The sequence below is a fragment of the Streptomyces spinosus genome (assembly GCF_020400655.1).
Taxonomy (GTDB): Bacteria; Actinomycetota; Actinomycetes; order Streptomycetales; family Streptomycetaceae; genus Streptomyces; species Streptomyces argyrophylli.
The window spans coordinates 218,703-238,644 of record NZ_JAINRC010000011.1 but is presented as its reverse complement, the minus strand read 5'-3'; the positions used below and the strand labels follow the sequence as shown (position 1 = coordinate 238,644).

Below are 19,942 nucleotides of genomic sequence, written 5' to 3'. Positions count from 1 at the left end.
ACGGTCACCGGCCGCCGACCGCCGGCGGCCCGCGGTCATTGTGATCCGGACTGCTCCTGGAGCCGGGCATTCCGGGTGGACAGGGCACGACGTGTCGGCTGGGATGGACCCGTGACCGCCGACCCCGCCACCGATGTGTTCGAAGAACACCGTCCCCTGCTCATGGGGGTCGCGTACCGCATGCTCGGCCGGGTCGCCGACGCCGAGGACGTGGTGCAGGAGGCCTGGCTGCGCTGGTACCGGGCCGACCGCGCGACGGTCCGCGAACCGCGCGCCTACCTGGTGCGCGTCACCACCCGCCTGGCCATCGACCGGCTGCGCCAGGTGCGCTCGCGCGGCGAGGCGTACGTCGGGCCGTGGCTGCCGGAGCCGTACCTCACCGAGTTCGCCGACACGGCACCGGACACCGCGGACCGCGCGGTGCTCGCCGACACGGTCTCCCTGGCCGTGCTGGTCGTCCTGGAATCGCTGTCCCCGCTGGAACGGGCCGTGTTCGTGCTCCGGGAGGCGTTCGGCTACCCGTACGCCGAGATCGCCGAGCTGCTCGACCGCGCCGAGCCGGCGGTACGGCAGCTCGCCGGGCGCGCCCGCCGGCACGTGGCGGAAGGGCGCCCCCGCTACGAGGTCGACCCCGTCCGGCGCCGGGACCTGACCGAACGTTTCCTCGCCGCCGCCACCGAGGGCGACCTGGCGGGGCTGATGTCCCTGCTCGCCCCGGACGTCCGGCTGGTCGGCGACAGCGGCGGCAAGGCCAAGGCACCGGTGCGCGTCCTGCACACCGCCGACAAGGTCGGCCGCTTCCTCGTCGGCGCCGCGCGCTCGGCCCCCGCGGACATCTCCTACCGCCTCCTGGAGGCCAACGGCGGTCCGGCCCTCCTCCTGCTGTCCGGCGACAAGCCCGACAGCCTCCTCCAGGTGGACGTCGCCGACGGCCGCGTCACCGCCGTCTACGTCGTCCGCAACCCCGACAAGCTGCGGCACCTCACCGGCCACTGAGCCACCGCCCCGCGCGCCCCGAGCCCCCGTCCTCCGGCGGGGGCTCCGTCGTGCGACGGGAGGTTTGCCGCGATGTCACACGCACCGCCGCACACGAACGCCGCGTGAACGCTGCGCGTGCGCGCCGCCCGACTGTTCACGCGGGGACCGAGGATTGGTCTTGACCAAGGGTGACCGCCGCCCTATCGTCGCAGAGAAGTGCAACAACCTTTAATAAACAAGGGCGCTAAAAACCGCCGGACCACGGCTCTTGCGGAGGACAGGGTGGGGACCACGCAGCTGGAATCGGTACCGGAACCGAAGTACTGGCATCTGAAGACCGTGCTCACCGAGGCACTGGACTCCGAGTTCTCGGTCGGCGAGATCCTGCCCAACGAGCGTGATCTCGCGGCCCGCTTCGGCGTGGCCCGCGCCACGCTCCGCCAGGCACTCGAACAGCTGGAGCTGGAGGGCCGGCTCCAGCGCCGCCGCGGGGTCGGCACGACCGTCGCGCCCCCGCGCGTGGGCGTGGCCGTCGGCACCGAGCAGCACACCTGGCCCGGCGCCGCCGGAGACGCCTGGCAGCCCGTCGACAGCGTCCAGGCGCCACCGCCCGCCGCCGTCGCCGCGGCCCTGGAGACCGGCGCGGACGAGTCCGTCCACACCGTGCGCCGCTCCCGCATGTCCCACGGCCAGCAGGTCGCCACCGAACTGCTCTACATCCCGGCGGCCTCCGTGCCCGGCCTGACCGCGATCGACGCCCCGTCCGGCGCGGCACGCGCGCGTGCGGTGCTGCGCGAGCTGCAGCACCTGCCGCTGGAGGGGGAGGACCGCGCCGTCGAGCTCGGCTCCGCGCGCGCGGAGGACGCCAGGGAACTCGACCGGCTCCCCGGCTCACCCGTCCTCGTCGTCACCACGCGCTTCTTCGTGCAGGGCCGTACCGCGGCGCTCTCGGTCGCGACCTACCGCGCCGACACCTGCCGGCTGACCTTCGGCGAGTCGGCCGGGGTGGAGATACACCACGATCCGGAGAAGCGAGCGTCCTGAGGCGGGGGTGGGCAACCGGCCCAGGGGCGGGGCCGCACCGGAACGCGGCCCCGCGCCGAGGGGGGGCCGGCGACGACGGCGCCGCTGGACCGCTGTATCCGACGCCACCGCTGGACCGCCGTACTTGACGCCACCGCTGGACCGGCGGGATCACCGCACCCGGCGGGGCCGCCTCAGGCGGCAGTGCCGCCGTACCCGGCAGTGCCGCTGTACCCGGCGGGGCCGCTGTACCCGGCAGTGCCGCTGTACCCGACAGTGCCGCTGTACCCGGCCGGAGCGCCCTACCCGGCCGGCGCGCCGCATCCGGAGTGAGCGCCGCACCGGCACGACCGCCGCGCCCGCGGCAACTGCCGCACCTGACTAGAGCGCCCCACCGGACGCCCCGTTCACCGGCGCGCGGTCACCGTGCCGTCGACCGCGAACAGCTGCTCCTCCACGTGGTCCAGAGCCAGGCGCAGTGCCCCCGTGGCCACGGCGGCCTCGCCCAGCACGGACAGCGCGACCCGGGGCGGCCGCAGGCAGTAGCGGGCCAACTCGCACCGCAGCGGTTCCAGGACCCCGTCCAGACCGGCCGCCCACCCCCCGATCACGACCAGCTCCGGATCGAGCGCCAGCACCAGCGCGGCCACGTCGTGCACCAGCCGCTGGATGAACCGCTCCACGGCCGCCCGCGCCCGCTGGTCGCCCTCGCGCGCCAGCGCGAACACCTCGGCGACGGCCTGCTCGTCCAGCGGGTGCAGGGGCTCGTCGGTGGTGGACAGCAGCGCCTCCGGCTTCGCCTCCCGGCCCAGCAGGTGCAGCGCGCCGATCTCCCCGGCCGCCCCGCCGTAGCCCCGGTGCAGCCGTCCGCCGATCAGCGAACCGGCCCCCGGGCTCAGTCCCGCCAGCACGAACACCACGTCGTCCGTCTCGGTCGCCGCGCCCTTCCAGTGCTCGGCGACCGCCGCCGCGTTGGCGTCGTTCTCCACCAGCACCGGACACCGGAAGGAACGGCTCAGCCGCTCGCCGAGCCGCAGACCCGTCCACTGCGGCAGGGCCGTGCTCAGCCGGACCGTGCCGTCCGCCTCCACGATGCCCGGCGTGCCCACGCCCACCGCCCGCAGCGAGCTGCGCGCGACCCCGGCCCGGCGCAGCAGCTCCGCGACCGCGCCGCGCAGCCGGTCCAGCCGCTCGTCCGCCGGGGCCGTCTCGTCGACCTCCTTCGCCTGGGCGCCCAGCACCCGCCCGTCCAGATCGGACAGGAGCGCTGCGACCCGGTGCGGACCGATCTCCAGGCCCAGCAGGTGCCCCGCCTCGGCCCGGAACCGGAACCGCCGGGCGGGCCGCCCCTGCCGGCGCGCGCCGTCCTCGGCCGCCGCCTCCACGACGAGGCCGCCCTCGATGAGGCCCTCCACGACGCCCTCCACGGTCGGCCGGGACAGTCCGGTGACGCGGGTGATCTCGGTGAGCGTCGCGCAGTCCGTGGCACGCAGCGCGTGCAGCACCACCGCGGAATTGATCCTTCGCAGCAGCGAGGGATCGCCACCGGTCAGCTGCCCCACCGTCCGTCCTCCCAGCTCGCGGCCGTGTTGGCCGGATCGTACTCGGCCCGGTCCGCCCCCGGCGAGTGCCTGGTCCCGCCCCCGGCGAGTGCCCGGTCCCGCCCGCGGCCGGGCCCTCGGTCACCCCGCTTCCACGAACCCCGACTCGTAGGCCGCGATCACCGCCTGGGTGCGGTCGCGCGCGCCCAGCTTGGCCAGCACGGAGCTCACATGGGACTTCACCGTCTCCGCGCCCACCACGAGCCGGGCGGCGATCTCCGCGTTCGACAGCCCGCGCGCCATCAGCCGCAGCACCTCCGCCTCCCGCTCCGTGAGCCGGGCACGCTCCAGCACGGCCCGCGCCGGCCGGGCGCCGTCGCCGTACCGGGTGGCGAGGCGCCGTACGGACGCCGGGAACAGCAGCGACTCGCCCTCCGCGACCAGCCGCACCGCGTGCGCGATCTCGGCCGGGCGGGCCCGCTTCAGCAGGAACCCGTCGGCGCCCGCGCGCAGCGCCTCGTACACGTACTCGTCGTCCTCGAAGGTGGTCACCACCAGGATCTTCGGTGGCTCCGCCACCGTGCGCAGCACCGCGCGCGTGGCCTCGATGCCGTCCATCAGGGGCATCCGTACGTCCATGGCGACCACGTCCGGCCGTAGTCGCCGCACGAGCGGGATGACGGCCGCGCCGTCGGCCGCCTCGCCCACCACCTCGATGTCGGGTTGCGCCTCCAGCACGGCCCGCAGACCTGCGCGGACCAGGGGCTCGTCGTCGACGAGGAGTACGGTGACCGGCATCCGGCCAGCGTAGATCAGCCGGCCGGCAGCTCAGCGCGGACCTGCCAGTCGCCCTCGTCCGGACCGGTCCGCGCGGTGCCGCCGAGCAGCGCGGCCCGCTCCCGTATGCCCCGCAGGCCGCTGCCCCGCCCGGGGCCGGGTACCGCTCCCGGCAGCGGGTTGCGGACCTCCAGGGCGAGCGTCCCCTCGCCGACCGTCACCCGCACCCGCACGGGCACGGCCCCCGCGTGCCGCAGCACGTTGGTGAGCGCCTCCTGGAGGATGCGGTAGCCCTCGCGGGAGACCGGGCCCGGCACGGCCTCCACCGGACCCGTCACCTCCGCGTCGACCTTCGCCCCCGAGGCCCGCGCCGACTCCAGCAGCCGGCCCGCGTCGGCCAGCGTGGGCCGCGCGCTCACCGGCCGCTCGGCCTCCCGCAGCACGCCCAGCACCCGCTCCAGATCCTCCAGCGCCGCCCGGCCGGTCTCCTCGATGGCACCCAGCGCCCGGTCGGTGAACCCCGGATCGCCCGCCGCCCGCGCCGCGCCCGCCTGCACCACGGCCACCGTCAGGGCGTGCCCGATCGAGTCGTGCAACTCCCGCGCGATCCGGGCGCGTTCCAGCAACTGCTCGGTGCGCTCCTCCAGCGCGGCCAGCCGCTCGGCCGCCGACGGTCCCAGCAGCCGGCGCGCACCGGCGGTGACCAGCTCCCCGAGACCGACCACCAGCGCGTACAGGGCGAGCAGCGGCAACGGCGCCAGCAGCGCCCAGGCGCGGTGCGCCGGCAGCCGGTCCAGCAGCGGAACCCCCTCCGGCGCCCCGCCCCCGGCACACCGCGCCAGTTCGAAGCAGAGGACGGGCAGCCACACCGAGGCGAACACGGTCACGGCGCCGAGGAGCATCCGCAGCTCCAGCCAGAGCACCGTGCGCAGCCGGTCCCGCCAGGTCGCCGCCGGCACCTCGGAGATGCCCGGCTCCGGTTCACCGGGCGTGAGCAGCAGCCGCGCCTGCACACCCTCGCCCCGGCGCACCGCCGGCACCAGGCCGAGCGGGACGAGGAACAGCGCGGGCACCCAGGGGGCCGACGGGACGACGAAGAGCCAGACGCTGACCACCAGCATCGGCACCGACAGGTGCAGCAGGCGCGTGTACGTCGTGCCGCGCAGCAGCGGGCGCAGGAGGCGGGCCATGGCCTCATCGTGGCAGGCGGCACCGACAACGGACCTCCCCCGCACGGGGGAGACGGTCTCCACCGGCGGGGGAGGCGCCGATCGCCCCTTGTGGCCAGGCTGTTGCCATGACCAGCATCGACGTACGGAACCTCACGAAGGAGCACGGCGGCCGGCGGGCGGTGGACCGCCTCACCTTCCGCGTGCGGCCCGGCCGGGTCACCGGCTTCCTCGGCCCCAACGGCGCGGGCAAGTCCACCACCCTGCGCCTCGTCCTGGGTCTCGAACGGCCCACCGCCGGCACCGCCACGATCGGCGGCCACCCCTACCCCCGGCTCCGTGAACCCCTGCGCCGGGTGGGCGCCCTGCTCGACGCGGGTGCCGCGCACGGCTCCCGCACCGCCCGGGACCACCTGCTGGCCCTCGCCGCGAGCAACCGCCTCCCGGCCCGCCGGGTCGACGCGGTCCTGGCGGAGACCGGCCTGGCCCCCGTGGCGCGGCGCAGGGTCCGTACGTACTCCCTCGGCATGCGCCAGCGGCTCGGCATCGCCGCCGCCCTGCTCGGCGACCCCGAGGTCGTCCTGCTCGACGAACCCGCCAACGGGCTCGACCCCGAGGGCATCGTCTGGATCCGCGCCCTGCTGCGCCGGCTCGCCGCCGAGGGCCGTACGGTCCTGGTCTCCAGCCATCTCATGGGCGAAACGGCCGCCTTCGCCGACCACCTGCTGATCCTCGGCCGGGGCCGCCTGCTCGCCGACACACCGGTGCGGGAGTTCATCCACGCGCGCGTACGGCCCCACGTCCGCGTCCGCACCACCGACCCCGCCGCCCTCGGCGCCCTCCTCGCCCGGCACGGCCTCGACGCCTCCAGGGACGAGGACGGGACCTGGACGGTACGGCACGCGCGCGTGGACGACCTGGGCCGGCTGATGTCCGAGGCGGGCGTGCCCGTCCTGGAACTCTCCGCCCGCGAGGCCACCTTGGAGGAGGCCTACCTCGATCTGACGGCGGCCGAGGCCGAGTTCACCGCACAGCCCCAGGAGACCTGACCATGTCCTTCGTACCCGCGCTGCACGCCGAGTGGATCAAGATCCGTACCCTGCGCCCGCTGCTGGGCGCCCTCGCCGCCGTCCTCGTGGCCACCGTCGCGTTCTCGGCGCTGGCCACGGCCGACACCGACGGCACCGACCCGCTGTTCTCGGTGTTCTTCGGCATCAACTTCGGGCAAATCGCCGCCATCGCCTTCGGTACGACGGCCGTCGCGTCGGAGTTCCGGGGCGGCGCGCTGCGGCTGACGCTGTCGGCGGTGCCCGACCGGGGGCGCTGGTTCGCCGCGAAGGCGGCGGCGATCGCGCTGCCGGCACTGGCCGTCGGGCTGCTCACCGGGTTCGTCACGCTCCTGGTGGGCCGGGCGGCGCTCGGCGCGTCGGCTCCCGGCTGGAGCGACGGCGTGCGCGGCGCCGTCGGCTGCGGCCTGCACCTGACCCTGATGGCTCTGTTCGCCGCCGGACTCGCGGCCGTGCTGCGCAGCGCCGTCGCGACCCTCTCCGTGCTGATCCCGTTCCTGCTGATCGTCTCCTTCGTCGTCGGCGATCTGTCCGGCTCCGCCGCCGACTTCCTCCCCGACCGGGCCGGCCAAGTCGCCCTGCACAGCACCTGGGACGGCGCCCTCGGCCCCTGGAGCGGGCTCGCGGTGAGCGCGCTGTGGGCGGCTGCGGCCCTGGCGGCGGGCGGGTGGAGCGTGCGGCGCAGGGACGCCTGACTGACGCACCGCCAATTGTCAGTGCCTCCCGCTTTACTGGATCCCATGGACATCGCCACGTGCCTGACCCTCATCGACCTGCTGTGCGCCCGGGAGTTCCCGTCGGCGCACGGCAGGACGGAGCACGGTGAGAGCGGGCCCGGCTACCACATAGCCGCTTTACGGACGAGCGAGGAGTTCTGGGAGGGCGACGGCAGCGCACGGCAGGAGACGGAAGCGCAGTACGAGGCCGACCGGGACGGCCTCGCGGAGCGGCTGGGGGAGCGCTGGGGCCGGCCACAGCGGTTCAGCCTGTACAGCGTGCTCGAACGGACCCTGGCGGGCGAGGACGTCGCGGAGCCGTGGGCCGGGCTCAGCGGTCACGTCCCCGACGTCCACCTGTGGCGGGCGCCGGAGACGGGCCGCTGGATCGCCCTCGGTGTGTCCCAGTGGGACAAGGAACTGCCGTTTCAGCTGCTCGGGATAGTGACGGAGACCGACCCGCCGTGACCGGGCGCGCCCGCCGCCTCCCGCAGCCGGGCGAACTCCTGCGCCATCGTGGCCGCCGTCCAGTGCGCGTTCAGGCCGCTGGGGTTGGGCAGCACCCACACCCGGGTGTCCCCGATCGTCCGCTCCTGCGGACCCACCTGGGCCGTGCGGTCACCGAAAGCGGCCCGGTAGGCGGTCACGCCGACCACGGCCAGCCACCCCGGGCGCAGCCGAGTCACCTTCTCGGTCAGCAGCCGCCCGCCCTCGGCGTACTCCTCTGCGGTCAGCTCGTCGGCCCGCGCGGTCGCCCGCGCCACCACGTTGGTGATGCCCAGCCCGTACGACAGCAACTCCCCCTGCTCGGCCGGCTTCAGCAGCCGGGGCGTGAAGCCGGACAGGTGCAGCACCGGCCAGAACCGGTTGCCGGGGCGGGCGAAGTGGTGGCCGGTCGCGGCCGTCGTCAGCCCGGGGTTGATGCCGCAGAAGAGCACGCGGAGGCCGTCCGCGACCACGTCCGGGACGAGACGGTCGCGGGCGGCCTCCAGCTCCGCCTTGGTGAAGCGCGGCGCGCGCGGTGAGCGGGATGCGCCGGTCAGAGGATCGCTCCCGGGGTGTAGCCGGCGGCCTCCGGGTGCTGCTTGACGATCTCCTCGATGCGGCCGAGGACCACACCGACCTGGTCGGCGGCGGCGCCGGTGAAGGAGAGCTTGTCGGCCATCAGCGCGGCCAGCTGCTCGCGGTCGAGCGGCAGCCGCTCGTCGGCGGCGAGCTTGTCGAGCAGGTCGTTGCGCTCCGCGCCCTGCTCCCGCATCGCGAGCGCGGTGGCCACGGCGTTCTCCTTGATCGCCTCGTGGGCGACCTCGCGGCCGACCCCTGCCCGCACGGCCCCCATGAGCACCTTGGTGGTGGCCAGGAACGGCAGGTAGCGGTCCAGCTCACGGGCGATGACGGCCGGGAAGGCACCGAACTCGTCCAGGACGGTCAGGAAGGTCTCCAGCAGGCCGTCGAGGGCGAAGAAGGCGTCCGGCAGCGCGACGCGGCGCACCACCGAGCAGGACACGTCGCCCTCGTTCCACTGGTCGCCCGCCAGCTCGCCGGTCATCGAGGCGTAGCCGCGCAGGACGACCATGAGGCCGTTGACGCGCTCGCAGGAGCGGGTGTTCATCTTGTGCGGCATCGCCGAGGAGCCGACCTGACCCGGCTTGAATCCCTCGGTGACCAGCTCGTGCCCGGCCATCAGCCGGATCGTCTTGGCCAGCGAGGAGGGCGCCGCCGCCAGCTGCACCAGCGCGGTGACGACCTCGTAGTCCAGCGAGCGCGGGTAGACCTGGCCGACGGAGGTGAACGCCTGCGAGAAGCCCAGGTGCCGCGCGATCCGGTTCTCCAGCTCGGCCAGCTTCGCCGCGTCCCCGCCCAGCAGGTCCAGCATGTCCTGCGCGGTGCCGACCGGGCCCTTGATGCCGCGCAGCGGGTAGCGGGCCAGCAGCTCCTCCACCCGGCCGTGGGCGACGAGCAGCTCGTCGGCGGCGGTAGCGAACCGCTTGCCGAGGGTGGTGGCCTGCGCGGCCACGTTGTGCGAGCGGCCGGCCATGACGAGCTCGGCGTACTCGCCCGCGAGCTTGCCGAGACGCGCCAGCACGGCCACCGTACGGTCGCGCATCAGCTCCAGCGAGAGCCGGATCTGCAGCTGCTCGACGTTCTCCGTGAGGTCGCGGGAGGTCATGCCCTTGTGCACGTGCTCGTGCCCGGCGAGGTCGTTGAACTCCTCGATCCGGGCCTTCACGTCGTGCCGGGTGACCTTCTCGCGCTCGGCGATCGAGGCCAGGTCGACGGTGTCGAGGACGCGCTCGTAGTCGGCGATGGCCTCGTCCGGCACCTCGATGCCGAGGTCCTTCTGGGCCCGCAGCACGGCGAGCCAGAGCCGGCGCTCCAGCTTCACCTTCTGCTCGGGCGACCAGAGCGTGGCGAGCTCGGCGGAGGCGTAGCGTCCGGCGAGGACGTTGGGGATGCGGGGCTTGGCGGGCGCAGAAGTCACGTGTCCAGAGTCTACTGGCGATTCGTGCAGGCCAGCGCCATGGGTGCGTTCGGCGGAAGCTACGAGACCCCGGTCACGTCGTCGGTGCCGGCGGCCCCGTGCCGTGGGCGCGGGGCGTACGGCGGGGTCCGGACGGACCCCGGCCCGCCCGGACCGCGTCGCGGAGCGCGTGGTCCAGCCGGGCCGGACCCGTGGACCAGGCCCCGGGCAGGGGTGACACGCACGGTCGTGCCGGAGGGGCTACGCCTGGCCCTCGTACGGCAGCAGGTCCGGCCGCTTCGGCGGCCGGCCGTCGCCCGAGGACCGGCCGGTCAGGCGGCGGCCTATCCACGGGAGCAGGTGCTGCCGGGCGAACCGGGCGTCCGCGACCCGGCGCGTGACCCAGCCCGGCGGGGTGGTCGCCGCCATCGGCACGTGCCACTCGGCGTCCTCGGCGTCGTGGCCGAGCGTCTGCCACACCGCCTCGGCGACCCGGCGGTGTCCCTCCGCGGTCAGGTGCAGCCGGTCCACGTCCCACAGCCGCGGGTCGGCCAGCGCGGGCGCCCCGTACAGGTCGACCACCAGGGCGCCGTGCTTCTCGGCCAGCTCGTCCACGCAGGCGAACAGCTCCTCCATGCGCGGCCGGAACCGCTCCAGCACCGGCCCCTGACGGCCGGGGCTGCGCATCAGCACCAGCTGCTTGCAGGACGGCGCGAGCCGTTCCACGGCCTCGGTGAGCAGGCCCCGGACCCGGCCCATGTCGCACTTGGGGCGCAGGGTGTCGTTCAGGCCGCCGACCAGGGTGACGACATCGGCGTCCATGGCCGCGGCCACCGGCACCTGCTCGTCGACGATCTGCCCGATCAGCTTTCCGCGCACGGCCAGGTTGGCGTACCGGAACCCGGGCGTGCGGGCGGCCATCCGCGCGGCGAGCAGATCGGCCCAGCCACGGTAGGAGCCGTCGGGAAGCAGGTCCGACATGCCCTCGGTGAAGGAGTCGCCGACCGCGACGAGACTGGTGTACGGGGGAGGTGTGGGGTTCGTCTGCATGGCGACAGAGATGGTATCCCGGGGCCGATACCTGCCGGTCGGTCGGCCCGTCCCACTCCATCGGCCCCGACGTGCCGGACAGCCGCGGGCCGGCACCAGCGCCCTCCCGGGCCACCGCCGCCGGCCCGCGTCAGCCGCCTCAGCCCTGCACCGGCTGGCCGAACAGTTCCCGCAGGACGTCCTCCATCGTCACCAGGCCCGCCAGCCGGCCGTCGTCGCCCAGCACGGCCGCCACGTGGGTGCGGCTGCCGCGCATCGCGGTCAGGACGTCGTCCAGCGGGGTGTTCTCGCGGACGCGGGCGATGGGCCGCATGTCGCCGAGGCGGAACGGCACGTCCCGTGGTGAGGCGTCCAGCGCGTCCTTGACGTGCAGGTAGCCCACGATCCGGCGGCTGTTGTCGACCACCGGGAAACGGGAGAACCCCGACTCGGCCGACAGCCGCTCCAACTGCTCCGGGGTGACGCCCACGCGCGCGTAGACGACGCGTTGCAGCGGTACGACCACGTCCCGCACCGGCCTGCTGCCCAGCTCCAGCGCGTCGTGCAGCCGCTCCTGCGCACGGTCGTCGATCAGGCCGGCCTCGCTGGCGTCCTTGACGATCTCGGCCAGCTCGGCGTCCGTGAAGGTGGCCGCCACCTCGTCCTTCGCCTCCACGCGCAGCAGTTTCAGCAGCCCGTTGGCGAAGGCGTTGACCGCGAAGATGACCGGACGCAGCGCACGGGACAGCGCGACCAGCGGCGGGCCGAGCAGCAACGCGCTGCGCACCGGTTCGGCGAGCGCGATGTTCTTGGGCACCATCTCGCCCAGCAGCATGTGCAGATAGGTCGCGAGGCTCAGCGCGATCACGAAGGACACGGCGTGCCCCGCGCTCGTGGGCACGCCCACCGCGTGGAACACCGGCTCCAGCAGATGCGCGATGGCCGGCTCGGCGACCACACCCAGGACCAGCGTGCACAGCGTGATGCCGAGCTGGGCCGCGGCCAGCAGCGCGGACACGTGCTCCAGGCCCCACAGCACGCTCCGCGCGCGCCGGTCGCCCTCCTGGGCCAGTGGCTCGATCTGCGAGCGGCGCACGGAGATCAGCGCGAACTCGGCGCCGACGAAGAAGGCGTTGACGACGAGGGTCGCCAGACCGATCAGCAGCTGTACGGCGGTCATCGCGTCCCCTCCCGCGTCCCGCGGTGCCCCTCGGTCCCACGGCGTCCTTCGCTCCCATGGCGCTCCTCGGCCCCGCCGGGTTCCTCGCTCCCACGGCGCTCCCCGGCCCCGCCGGGTTCTTCGGGCCTCTCGGCGCGATCGGTCCGGCCGGTGCGATGGGTGCGACCGGTGCCGTCGGGTCCGGCGGCCCGTTCGTCGTCCAGCGGCGCGTGCATCAGCACCCGGGCGGCCCTGCGGCCCGAGGCGTCGACGACGTCCAGCAGCCAGCCGGCCACCTCGACGCTGTCACCGGCGGCGGGTATCCGGCCCAGCTCGGTGGCGACCAGGCCGGCCAGGGTCTCGTACGGGCCCTCCGGCACGCGCAGCCCCACGCGGGCCAGCTGGTCGGTGCGGGCGGCGCCGTCCGCCGCGTACAGGGCCCGGCCCCGTTCGTCCGCGCCTGCGGGGGCGAGGTCGGGCGTCTCGTGCGGGTCGTGCTCGTCCCGCACCTCGCCGACGACCTCCTCCACGATGTCCTCCAGGGTGGCCACCCCGGCCGTACCGCCGTACTCGTCGATGACGACGGCCATGGTGCGCCGGCCGCCGAGGCGGTCCAGCAGCCGGTCGACGGTCAGGGACTCGGGCACCAGCAGCGGCTCGCGCATCACCTGCGCGACCGTGCGGTGCCGGCGCTGGTCGGCGGGAACCGCCAGCACGTCCTTGATGTGGGCCGTGCCGACGACCGAGTCCAGGCTGCCCCGGTAGACCGGGAACCTGCTCAGGCCGGTCGCCCGGGTGGCGTTGGCCACGTCCTCGCAGGTCGCCTGGGTGTCCAGGGCGACGACCTGGACACGCGGTGTCATCACGTTCTCCGCGGTGAGGTCGGCCAGGTTCAGCGTCCGGACGAACAGCTCGGCGGTGTCCGCCTCCAGGGCGCCCTCCTTGGCCGAGTGCCGAGCCAGCGCCGCCAGCTCCTGCGGCCCGCGCGCGGAGGCCAGTTCCTCGGCGGGCTCGATGCCGAGGCGGCGCACGAAGCGGTTGGCGGTGTTGTTCAGGTGGGTGATGAAGGGACGGAAGGCGGCGCTGAACAGGCGCTGGGCGTTGCCGACCCGCCTGGCCATGGTCAGTGGCGAGGAGATCGCCCAGTTCTTGGGCACCAGCTCGCCGACGACCATCAGGACCACCGTCGACAGGGCCGTGCCCAGCACCAGCGCGGCCGAGCTCGCCGTGGCCCGGGACAGGCCCGCCGCCTGGAACGGCCCGGCGAGCAGCTTGGCGACCGACGGCTCGGCGAGCATGCCGACCACCAGGTTGGTGACGGTGATGCCGAGCTGCGCGCCGGACAGCTGGAAGGTCAGGTTCCGTACGGCCTTCAGCGCGCCGGCGGCGCCGCGTTCGCCACGCGCGGCCGCCCGCTCCAGCTCGCCGCGTTCCACCGTGGTCAGCGAGAACTCCGCCGCCACGAAGGCGCCACAGGCCAGCGACAGCAGGATCGCCAGCAGAAGAAGGAGCACTTCGGTCATCGGTTCACCCCCGTCCCAGGATCGGACAGGGTTCGGGAGAACGCGCGGTATCGCGGACTGGGAGGCTCGCCCATGGGCGGACGCTCACAACCTTTCATAGAGGGCCGAGTGCTCCTTCCAGGGTAAAGGATGAGCAAAGAAGCCCTCCGGTCTCATTCCGTGAGCGATTTCACCCAGCGCCGCCACTGCTCCTGCGGCCCGTACCCGGCCGCAGCCCAGGCGTGGTGCGCGGTCTCGTTGCGCACCAGCACCATCGCGTCCGCGCGCCGCCCGCCCAGCCGTGTGAACCGCTCCTCGGCGGCACCCAGCAGCGCCGAGGCGATGCCCTGCCGCCGCCGCTCCGGGTGCACCGCCAGCCGGTACAGATGGCACCGCCAGCCGTCGAAGCCGGCGATCACCGTGCCGACCAGCTCGCCGTCCCGTTCGGCGAGGATCAGGGCGCCGGGGTCGCGCTCGGTCAGCCGCTCCACCCCGGCGCGGTCGTCGCTGATGCTGGTGCCCTCCGCTGCCGTCCTCCAGAACGCGAGGACGGCGTCGAGATCGTCGGACACGGCGGCACGCAGACGCAGATCAGTCATGCACGCATCATGATCGGTCGCGTCCGCGCCGCGCCCCGGATTCCGTCATGCGGACTCCGCGCGCAGCCGTTCCGCCACCGGCGCGAACGCCTCCGTGAAGGGCTCCGGCACGGTCGGGTGCGGGAACCCGGACCGCCCCGGGGCCCGCGCCGCCGGCGCACCGGCCGGCACGTCATGTCCGGCCCGGCCCGGCGCCGCGCTCCCGTGCGCCCTTGCCGCCGCTAGCGTTCCGGCGCTAGCGTCGAGGCATGGCGAAGACCCAGCTGAACGTGCGCGTGGACGAGGGCACCGCCCGTGCCGCCCGCGAACGCGCCCTGGCCCGCGGCATGAGCGTCAACCGCTACATCGAGGAGCTGGTCAGACAGGACACCGGCGAGGCGGGCCGCACGTTCGTCGAGGCCGCCGCCGACTTCATGAAGCAGTACGAGGCCGTGTTCGCCGAGGAGTTCGCCGAGACCCGCGGCACCGACGCCGGTGAAGGCCGCCGCTGATCCCCTTGAACGATCTCAGCATCGACCTCGCCTGGCTGCTCATGCTCGCCGAACAGAAGACCCCGGGGGACCCGCAGGTCACCGACTGGGGCGCCCTGGTCGCCGCCGTCGCCCGGCACCGGGCCGAGATATTCGGCGTGCCCGTGTACGACACCCCGCACGCTCGCGCCGCCTCCCTGCTCCAGCTGCTGATCCACGTCCCGGCGCTGGAACGCGCCAACGCGCTGTTCGCCTCCGCGGTCGCCTACGCCTATCTGGTCGCCAGCGGCGAGAAGGCCGCCCCCACACCCGAGCAGGTGCGGGACCTGGCGCGGCTGGTCAAGGAGGGCTCCGCGAGCGTCGACGACATCGCGCGGGAGCTGCGCGGCTGGAGTCTGTGATCAGCGGGTCTCCGGCTCGTCCGGCCGCCATGCCACGCCGAGTGCGCAGTAGGAGGTCGGCAGCGTGGGCCCCTTCTCCGGCAGCAGGACCCGGCGGTGCGGGCCGAGGCGGAATCCCGCGGCGCGCAGCGCGGAGACCGGCTCCCGGGAGAGGTGACAGCCGCCGTTCAGCACCGGCCACAGGGTGTGGTCCATCGCCCGCTGGGTCACCGTCATCATCCGGCCGCCGCCCCGCCCGTGCTCGAAGAACCGCACCTCGCCGCCGGGCCGGAGCACCCGTCGTACCTCGCCGAGCGTCCGCGCGACATCCCGCACGCTGCACAGGACCAACGACAGCACGGCCGCGTCGAACGCCTCGCTCTTGACCGGCAGGGCCTCCGCCGCGCCCGGCACCACGTCGACCGGCACCTCGGCGCGCAGCGCCGCCTTGAGGGCCAACTGCCTGAGCAGCGGCTCCGGTTCAATGGCCACGACTTCCGCTACCGTGCCGGGGTAGTGACGGAAGTTCAGCCCGTTGCCCGCGCCGATCTCGATCACCCTCCCGGACAGCCCGGCGAGGAGCCGCTCCCGCATCCCGGCCATCCCGAGCCGGGACTCGGCGCCCACGCTGATCCGGGCGTAGTAGCGAGCGAACAACGGATGGCGGACGGGACCCCGCGCCACCTGGCCGGAACGGGCGGACAGCAGCCGCATGGCAACCTCCCTGGACAGCACGCCCCTGGGAACAGTGTCCCCAGACCCGCCCCGACGCACCCACCGATCGACCCGCGGCGTGCCCGGCCGGGCGCGGGACCGGGCACCGCGGTCCGTGCGCGCAGCGGCCCGGCCGGCACGGGTGCCGGCCGCCGGGCGGAGGGTCGTCAGACATCGCTCCGGGCGGGTGGCTCGGGGCGTTACTCAGGCCACTGCCGGAACTGCGGCGGCGCACCGTCGATGCTCGGGCCGGGCTCGACGCCGGTGTCCCGCCGGCCTCGGCTGCCGGGGTGAGGCCGCGGCGCTCCGTGCATGTCCGGGCCCGGCACGGCGCCGGTACCCCACCGGCCTCGGCCACCGAACACCGCCGTGGCGCGCCGCCGACGCCTGGCCCTGGCACGGCAGCGTTGCCCCTCGGCCTCGGCCGCCAGGCACCGCTGTGGTGCGTCGCTGACACCGGCGCCCGGTACGGCAGCGCTGTGGCGCCGGTCTCGGCCGTCGCCCGGCACCGCTGTGGTGCGTTGCTGACACCCGCGTCCGGTACGGCAGCGCTGTCCCGCCGGTCTCGGCCGTCGCCAGGCACCACTGTGATGCGTCGCTGACACCCGCGTCCGGTACGGCAGCGCTGTCCCGCCGGCCTCACCGTCGCCCGGCACCGCTGTGATGCGTCGCCGACACCCGCGTCCGGTACGGCAGCGCTGTCCCGCCGGTCTCGGCCGTCGCCAGGCACCACTGTGGTGCGTCGCTGACACCCGCGTCCGGTACGGCAGCGTTGCCCCTCGGCCTCGGCCGCCAGGCACCGCCGTGGTGCGTCGCTGACACCCGCGTCCGGTACGGCAGCGTTGCCCCTCGGCCTCGGCCGCCAGGCACCGCTGCGGTGCGCCGCTGACACCCGCGTCCGGTACGGCAGCGCTGTCCCGCCGGCCTCACCGTCGGCCGGCACCGCCGTGGTGCGCCGCCGACGGCCGAGCCCGGTACGGCAGCGCTGTGCCGCCGGTCTCGGCCGTCGCCCGGCACCGCCGTGGTGCGTCGCTGACACCCGCGTCCGGTACGGCAGCGTTGCCCCTCGGCCTCGGCCGTCCGGTGCCGCCGTGGTGCCCCGCCGACGTCCGGATCCGGTACGGCTACGGCGTCTGCCGTACCCGGAACGCCTCCGCGTCCCAGGTGCCGTCCAGGCGGGGGGACAGCCAGGTCGGGGCGGCCGTGCGGAACTCGGCGGGGGGCAGGGCGCCGGCGCCGGCGGGCAGCGCGCCGAGCAGGGGGGCGGCGGCGACCTCCGGCAGGTCGGCCACGTTGCAGCGGGTGGCGAGGTCGGGCGTGGCGGGCCAGCTGCCGATCACCACACCGGCCGGCTCCAGCCCCCGCCGCCGTAGTTCACGTGCCGTCAGTTCCGTCACGTTGAGGGTGCCGAGCCCGGCCTGGGCGACGACCAGCACCGGCGCCCCCAGCAGCTTGGCCGCGTCGGCCAGCGTGCCGCCGGCCGCGTCGAAGCGGACGAGCAGCCCGCCCGCGCCCTCGACCAGCACCAGATCGTGCTCGGTGGCCAGCTTGGCGGCCCGCTCGGCCACCTCGTGCGGGTGCACCGGCGCCATCCCGGCCCGCCGGGCCGCCGTGCCCGGCGCCAACGGCTCTGGGAAGCGCGCCAGTTCACCGGTCGTGACCGGCCCCGCGAGGCGCGCGACCTCGTCGGCGTCCCCGCGCTCGTCCGGCGCCACACCCGTCTGGGCGGCCTTCAGCACGGCCACCGAGCGCCCGGCCGCGAGCGCGGCGGCGGCGACGGCGGCGGTGGTGACGGTCTTGCCGATCTCCGTGCCCGTCCCCGTGATCACCAGTACCGGCATGTCATCCCTCCCGCGCCGCGGCGCACACCGCGCGCGCGATCCGTGCCACGTCCTCGTCCGAGGTGACGTACGGCGGCATCGTGTAGATCAGGTCGCGGAACGGGCGCAGCCACACGCCCTCCCGTACGGCGGCGCCGGTCGCGGCCCGCATGTCCACCGCGTGGTCGAGCTGGACGACCCCGATCGCGCCGAGGACGCGGACGTCCCGCACCCCGGGCAGGTCGAGCGCCGGCGCCAGGCCCTCCCGCAGGGCCGCCTCGATCCGCTTGACCTCGGCGAGCCAGTCCTGGCCGCGCAGCAGCTCGACGGAGGCGCAGGCCACGGCCGCGGCCAGCGGATTGCCCATGAACGTCGGTCCGTGCGCGAGCACCGGCACCTCGCCCCGCGAGATGCCGTCGGCGACCCGCGCGGTGCACAAGGTTGCCGCCATCGTGAGATAACCACCGGTCAGCGCCTTGCCCACGCACATCACGTCGGGGCTGACGGACGCGTGGTCCGCCGCGAACAGCGCGCCGGTGCGGCCGAAGCCGGTGGCGATCTCGTCGAACACCAGCAGCACGTCGTGCGCGTCGCACGCCTCGCGCAGCACCCGCAGGTAGGCGGGGGAGTGGAACCGCATCCCGCCCGCGCCCTGCACCACCGGCTCCACGATCACCGCGGCCAGCTCGTCGGCGTGCCGCCCGATCAGCTCCCGCAGGTGGTCCGCGTACGCCTCCTCGTACCCGGCGGGCGGCGCGTCCGCGAACACCTGGCGGGGCAGCACACCGGTCCACAACTGGTGCATCCCGCCCTCGGGATCGCACACGGACATCGGGTTCCAGGTGTCGCCGTGGTAGCCGCCGCGCCAGGTCAGGAGCCGCCGCTTGCCCGGCCGGCCGAGCGAGCGCCAGTACTGGAGGCACATCTTCACGGCGACCTCGACCGACACGGACCCCGAGTCGGCCAGGAAGACGTGCTCCAGACCGTCAGGCGACATGTCGACAAGGAGCTTCGCGAGCCGGACGGCGGGCTCGTGCGTGAGCCCGCCGAACATGACGTGGCTCATCCGCCCGAGCTGCTCGCGAACGGCCTCGTCGAGGACCGGGTGGCGGTAGCCGTGGATGGCCGACCACCACGACGACATGCCGTCGACCAGTTCGCCGGACCCGTCCGCCAGGCGCAGCCGGACCCCGCTCGCCGCCTCCACGACGAGCGGTTCCGCGCGGCCGGGCATCGGGCCGTACGGATGCCACACGTGCCGCCGGTCCAGTTCCAGCAGCTCCGGCACGCCGAGCTCAGGCATTGGGCGCGAGGTCCGTCCCGGCGCCCCGGCGGCGGACCGCCACCAGGTCGGTCCGCGGCTCGGCCGCCACCGCCGGAGCCGGCCCGCAGACACCGCCGCCCTCATGGCAGCCCCCGGTGTCCCCGCAAGCCGCGGCCTGCGCCCGGTGCTCCGGCAGCGTCACCTGGTCGGCGCCCTCCACCTCGAACCCGGCGTCCGCGATCATCTCCAGGTCGGCCTTGCCGGCCTGACCCTCGCTGGTCAGGTAGTCGCCGAGGAAGATGGAGTTGGCCAGGTGCAGTGCCAGCGGCTGCATCGTGCGCAGATGGACCTCACGGCCGCCCGCGATCCGGACCTCCACGTCCGGGCAGACGAACCGGACCATCGCGAGGATCCGCAGGCAGCGCTGCGGGGTGAGGTTCCACTCCTTGGCCAGCGGGGTGCCCTCGAACGGGATCAGGAAGTTCACCGGGACGGAGTCCGGGTCCAGCTCCCGCAGCGAGAACACCACGTCGACCAGGTCCTCGTCGCTCTCGCCCATGCCCGCGATCAGCCCGGAGCAGGCGGACAGACCGGCCGCGTGCGCCTTCTGCACCGTGTCCACCCGATCGGCGTACGTGTGCGTGGTGGTGATGTCCCCGTACGTGGACTCCGAGGTGTTGAGGTTGTGGTTGTACGCGTCCGCGCCGGCCTCGCGCAGCCGTTCGGCCTGGCCGTCGGAGAGCAGGCCGAGGCAGGCGCACACCTCGACGCCCTCGTTCTGCTCCTTGATGGCCTTGATGGTCTGCGAGACCCGGTCCACGTCCCGGTCCGTCGGCCCGCGCCCGCTGGCCACCAGGCAGACCCGCTTGGCGCCGCCCGCGAGGCCCGCGGCGGCGGCCTGGGAGGCCTCGTCCGGCTTGAGCCAGGTGTACTTCAGGATGTCGGCCTTGGAACCGAGCCGCTGGGAGCAGTACGAGCAGTCCTCCGGGCACAGACCCGACTTGAGGTTCACCAGATAGTTGAGTTTCACCCGGCGCCCGAACCAGTGCCGGCGCACCTTGCCGGCCGCGGCCACCACGTCGAGCAGGTCGTCATCGGAGGTCGCCAGCACGGCGAGCGCTTCCTCGCGGGTCGGCAGCTCGCGCCGAAGCCCCTTGTCCACCAGCGTGTTCAGCAGGTCCATGAGCCCTGATCCTGTCCTACGGAACCGCCCCGGGCCAAGGAGACTTCGCACAACGGAGCAGGTTCACCGTGTGGGTATTGCCACACCCTG

General features: G+C 74.4%; 20 protein-coding genes. 7 read left to right on the top strand and 13 right to left on the bottom strand.

Features of this window, described 5'->3' with window-relative positions; genetic code table 11:
- Window positions 1–111: 111 nt before the first annotated feature.
- Complete coding sequence (locus tag LG395_RS22015) at window positions 112–996, top strand: RNA polymerase sigma-70 factor (protein WP_225810936.1); 885 nt, start codon at window positions 112–114, stop codon at window positions 994–996.
- Between the two features lie 264 nt (window positions 997–1,260).
- Window positions 1,261–2,022 carry a GntR family transcriptional regulator gene (locus LG395_RS22010; protein WP_171158487.1) on the top strand — a complete coding sequence of 254 codons (762 nt, stop codon included), beginning with the start codon at window positions 1,261–1,263 and terminating at the stop codon, window positions 2,020–2,022.
- Window positions 2,023–2,408: 386 nt separating this feature from the next.
- On the opposite strand, the gene LG395_RS22005 is transcribed toward LG395_RS22010, so the two are convergent.
- The 3 genes from LG395_RS22005 to LG395_RS21995 all read right to left on the bottom strand — a co-directional run bounded on the left by LG395_RS22005 (window position 2,409) and on the right by LG395_RS21995 (window position 5,509).
- Complete coding sequence (locus LG395_RS22005) at window positions 2,409–3,563, bottom strand: ROK family transcriptional regulator (RefSeq protein WP_171158489.1); 1,155 nt, start codon at window positions 3,561–3,563, stop codon at window positions 2,409–2,411.
- Between the two features lie 120 nt (window positions 3,564–3,683).
- Window positions 3,684–4,340: a response regulator transcription factor gene (locus tag LG395_RS22000; RefSeq protein ID WP_171158491.1), complete on the bottom strand. Its 657-nt coding sequence runs from the start codon at window positions 4,338–4,340 to the stop codon at window positions 3,684–3,686.
- A gap of 14 nt (window positions 4,341–4,354) precedes the next feature.
- Window positions 4,355–5,509 carry a sensor histidine kinase gene (locus LG395_RS21995; RefSeq protein ID WP_225810935.1) on the bottom strand — a complete coding sequence of 385 codons (1,155 nt, stop codon included), beginning with the start codon at window positions 5,507–5,509 and terminating at the stop codon, window positions 4,355–4,357.
- Between the two features lie 107 nt (window positions 5,510–5,616).
- On the opposite strand from LG395_RS21995, the gene LG395_RS21990 reads away from it, so the two are divergent.
- From LG395_RS21990 to LG395_RS21980, 3 genes are read left to right on the top strand one after another with little or no spacing between them, the layout of a single operon-like run.
- Window positions 5,617–6,537 carry an ATP-binding cassette domain-containing protein gene (locus LG395_RS21990; protein ID WP_225810934.1) on the top strand — a complete coding sequence of 307 codons (921 nt, stop codon included), beginning with the start codon at window positions 5,617–5,619 and terminating at the stop codon, window positions 6,535–6,537.
- A gap of 2 nt (window positions 6,538–6,539) precedes the next feature.
- Window positions 6,540–7,250 carry an ABC transporter permease gene (locus LG395_RS21985; RefSeq protein WP_225810933.1) on the top strand — a complete coding sequence of 237 codons (711 nt, stop codon included), beginning with the start codon at window positions 6,540–6,542 and terminating at the stop codon, window positions 7,248–7,250.
- 45 nt (window positions 7,251–7,295) lie between these two features.
- Window positions 7,296–7,739 carry a hypothetical protein gene (locus tag LG395_RS21980; protein ID WP_171158500.1) on the top strand — a complete coding sequence of 148 codons (444 nt, stop codon included), beginning with the start codon at window positions 7,296–7,298 and terminating at the stop codon, window positions 7,737–7,739.
- Here the strand turns inward: LG395_RS21980 and mug are convergent.
- The 6 genes from mug to LG395_RS21950 all read right to left on the bottom strand — a co-directional run bounded on the left by mug (window position 7,700) and on the right by LG395_RS21950 (window position 14,021).
- On the bottom strand, window positions 7,700–8,230 hold the full coding sequence (gene mug, locus LG395_RS21975; RefSeq protein WP_308071282.1) for a G/U mismatch-specific DNA glycosylase: 531 nt from the start codon (window positions 8,228–8,230) through the stop codon (window positions 7,700–7,702). The two genes, LG395_RS21980 and mug, sit on opposite strands and share 40 nt — an antisense overlap.
- Window positions 8,231–8,310: 80 nt before the next feature.
- Window positions 8,311–9,753, bottom strand: a complete 1,443-nt coding sequence (gene purB / locus LG395_RS21970; protein WP_225810932.1) for an adenylosuccinate lyase — start codon at window positions 9,751–9,753, stop codon at window positions 8,311–8,313.
- 240 nt (window positions 9,754–9,993) lie between these two features.
- Window positions 9,994–10,782: an SGNH/GDSL hydrolase family protein gene (locus LG395_RS21965; protein ID WP_171158572.1), complete on the bottom strand. Its 789-nt coding sequence runs from the start codon at window positions 10,780–10,782 to the stop codon at window positions 9,994–9,996.
- Between the two features lie 139 nt (window positions 10,783–10,921).
- Complete coding sequence (locus LG395_RS21960; protein WP_171158574.1) at window positions 10,922–11,941, bottom strand: hemolysin family protein; 1,020 nt, start codon at window positions 11,939–11,941, stop codon at window positions 10,922–10,924.
- Window positions 11,938–13,443: a hemolysin family protein gene (locus tag LG395_RS21955; RefSeq protein ID WP_225810931.1), complete on the bottom strand. Its 1,506-nt coding sequence runs from the start codon at window positions 13,441–13,443 to the stop codon at window positions 11,938–11,940. The genes LG395_RS21960 and LG395_RS21955 overlap by 4 nt, the downstream gene beginning before the upstream one ends.
- A gap of 152 nt (window positions 13,444–13,595) precedes the next feature.
- Window positions 13,596–14,021, bottom strand: coding sequence for a GNAT family N-acetyltransferase (locus LG395_RS21950; RefSeq protein ID WP_225810930.1), 426 nt, complete (start codon window positions 14,019–14,021; stop codon window positions 13,596–13,598).
- 248 nt (window positions 14,022–14,269) lie between these two features.
- On the opposite strand from LG395_RS21950, the gene LG395_RS21945 reads away from it, so the two are divergent.
- A complete protein-coding gene (locus tag LG395_RS21945; protein ID WP_171158579.1) occupies window positions 14,270–14,512 on the top strand; it encodes a toxin-antitoxin system HicB family antitoxin in 243 nt (80 codons plus the stop codon).
- A 5-nt stretch (window positions 14,513–14,517) separates the two neighbouring features.
- On the top strand, window positions 14,518–14,892 hold the full coding sequence (locus LG395_RS21940; RefSeq protein WP_171158580.1) for a fic family toxin-antitoxin system, toxin component: 375 nt from the start codon (window positions 14,518–14,520) through the stop codon (window positions 14,890–14,892).
- Here LG395_RS21940 and LG395_RS21935 read toward each other — a convergent pair whose 3' ends face one another.
- The 4 genes from LG395_RS21935 to bioB form a co-directional block, all read right to left on the bottom strand.
- A complete protein-coding gene (locus tag LG395_RS21935; RefSeq protein ID WP_225810929.1) occupies window positions 14,893–15,585 on the bottom strand; it encodes a class I SAM-dependent methyltransferase in 693 nt (230 codons plus the stop codon).
- A 1,124-nt stretch (window positions 15,586–16,709) separates the two neighbouring features.
- A complete protein-coding gene (gene bioD / locus LG395_RS21930; RefSeq protein WP_171158582.1) occupies window positions 16,710–17,426 on the bottom strand; it encodes a dethiobiotin synthase in 717 nt (238 codons plus the stop codon).
- 1 nt (window position 17,427) lies between these two features.
- On the bottom strand, window positions 17,428–18,708 hold the full coding sequence (locus tag LG395_RS21925; RefSeq protein WP_225810928.1) for an adenosylmethionine--8-amino-7-oxononanoate transaminase: 1,281 nt from the start codon (window positions 18,706–18,708) through the stop codon (window positions 17,428–17,430).
- Entirely contained in the window at window positions 18,701–19,852 is a 1,152-nt protein-coding gene (bioB, locus tag LG395_RS21920; protein WP_171158584.1) for a biotin synthase BioB, read from the bottom strand. The genes LG395_RS21925 and bioB overlap by 8 nt, the downstream gene beginning before the upstream one ends.
- Window positions 19,853–19,942 lie beyond the last annotated feature (90 nt).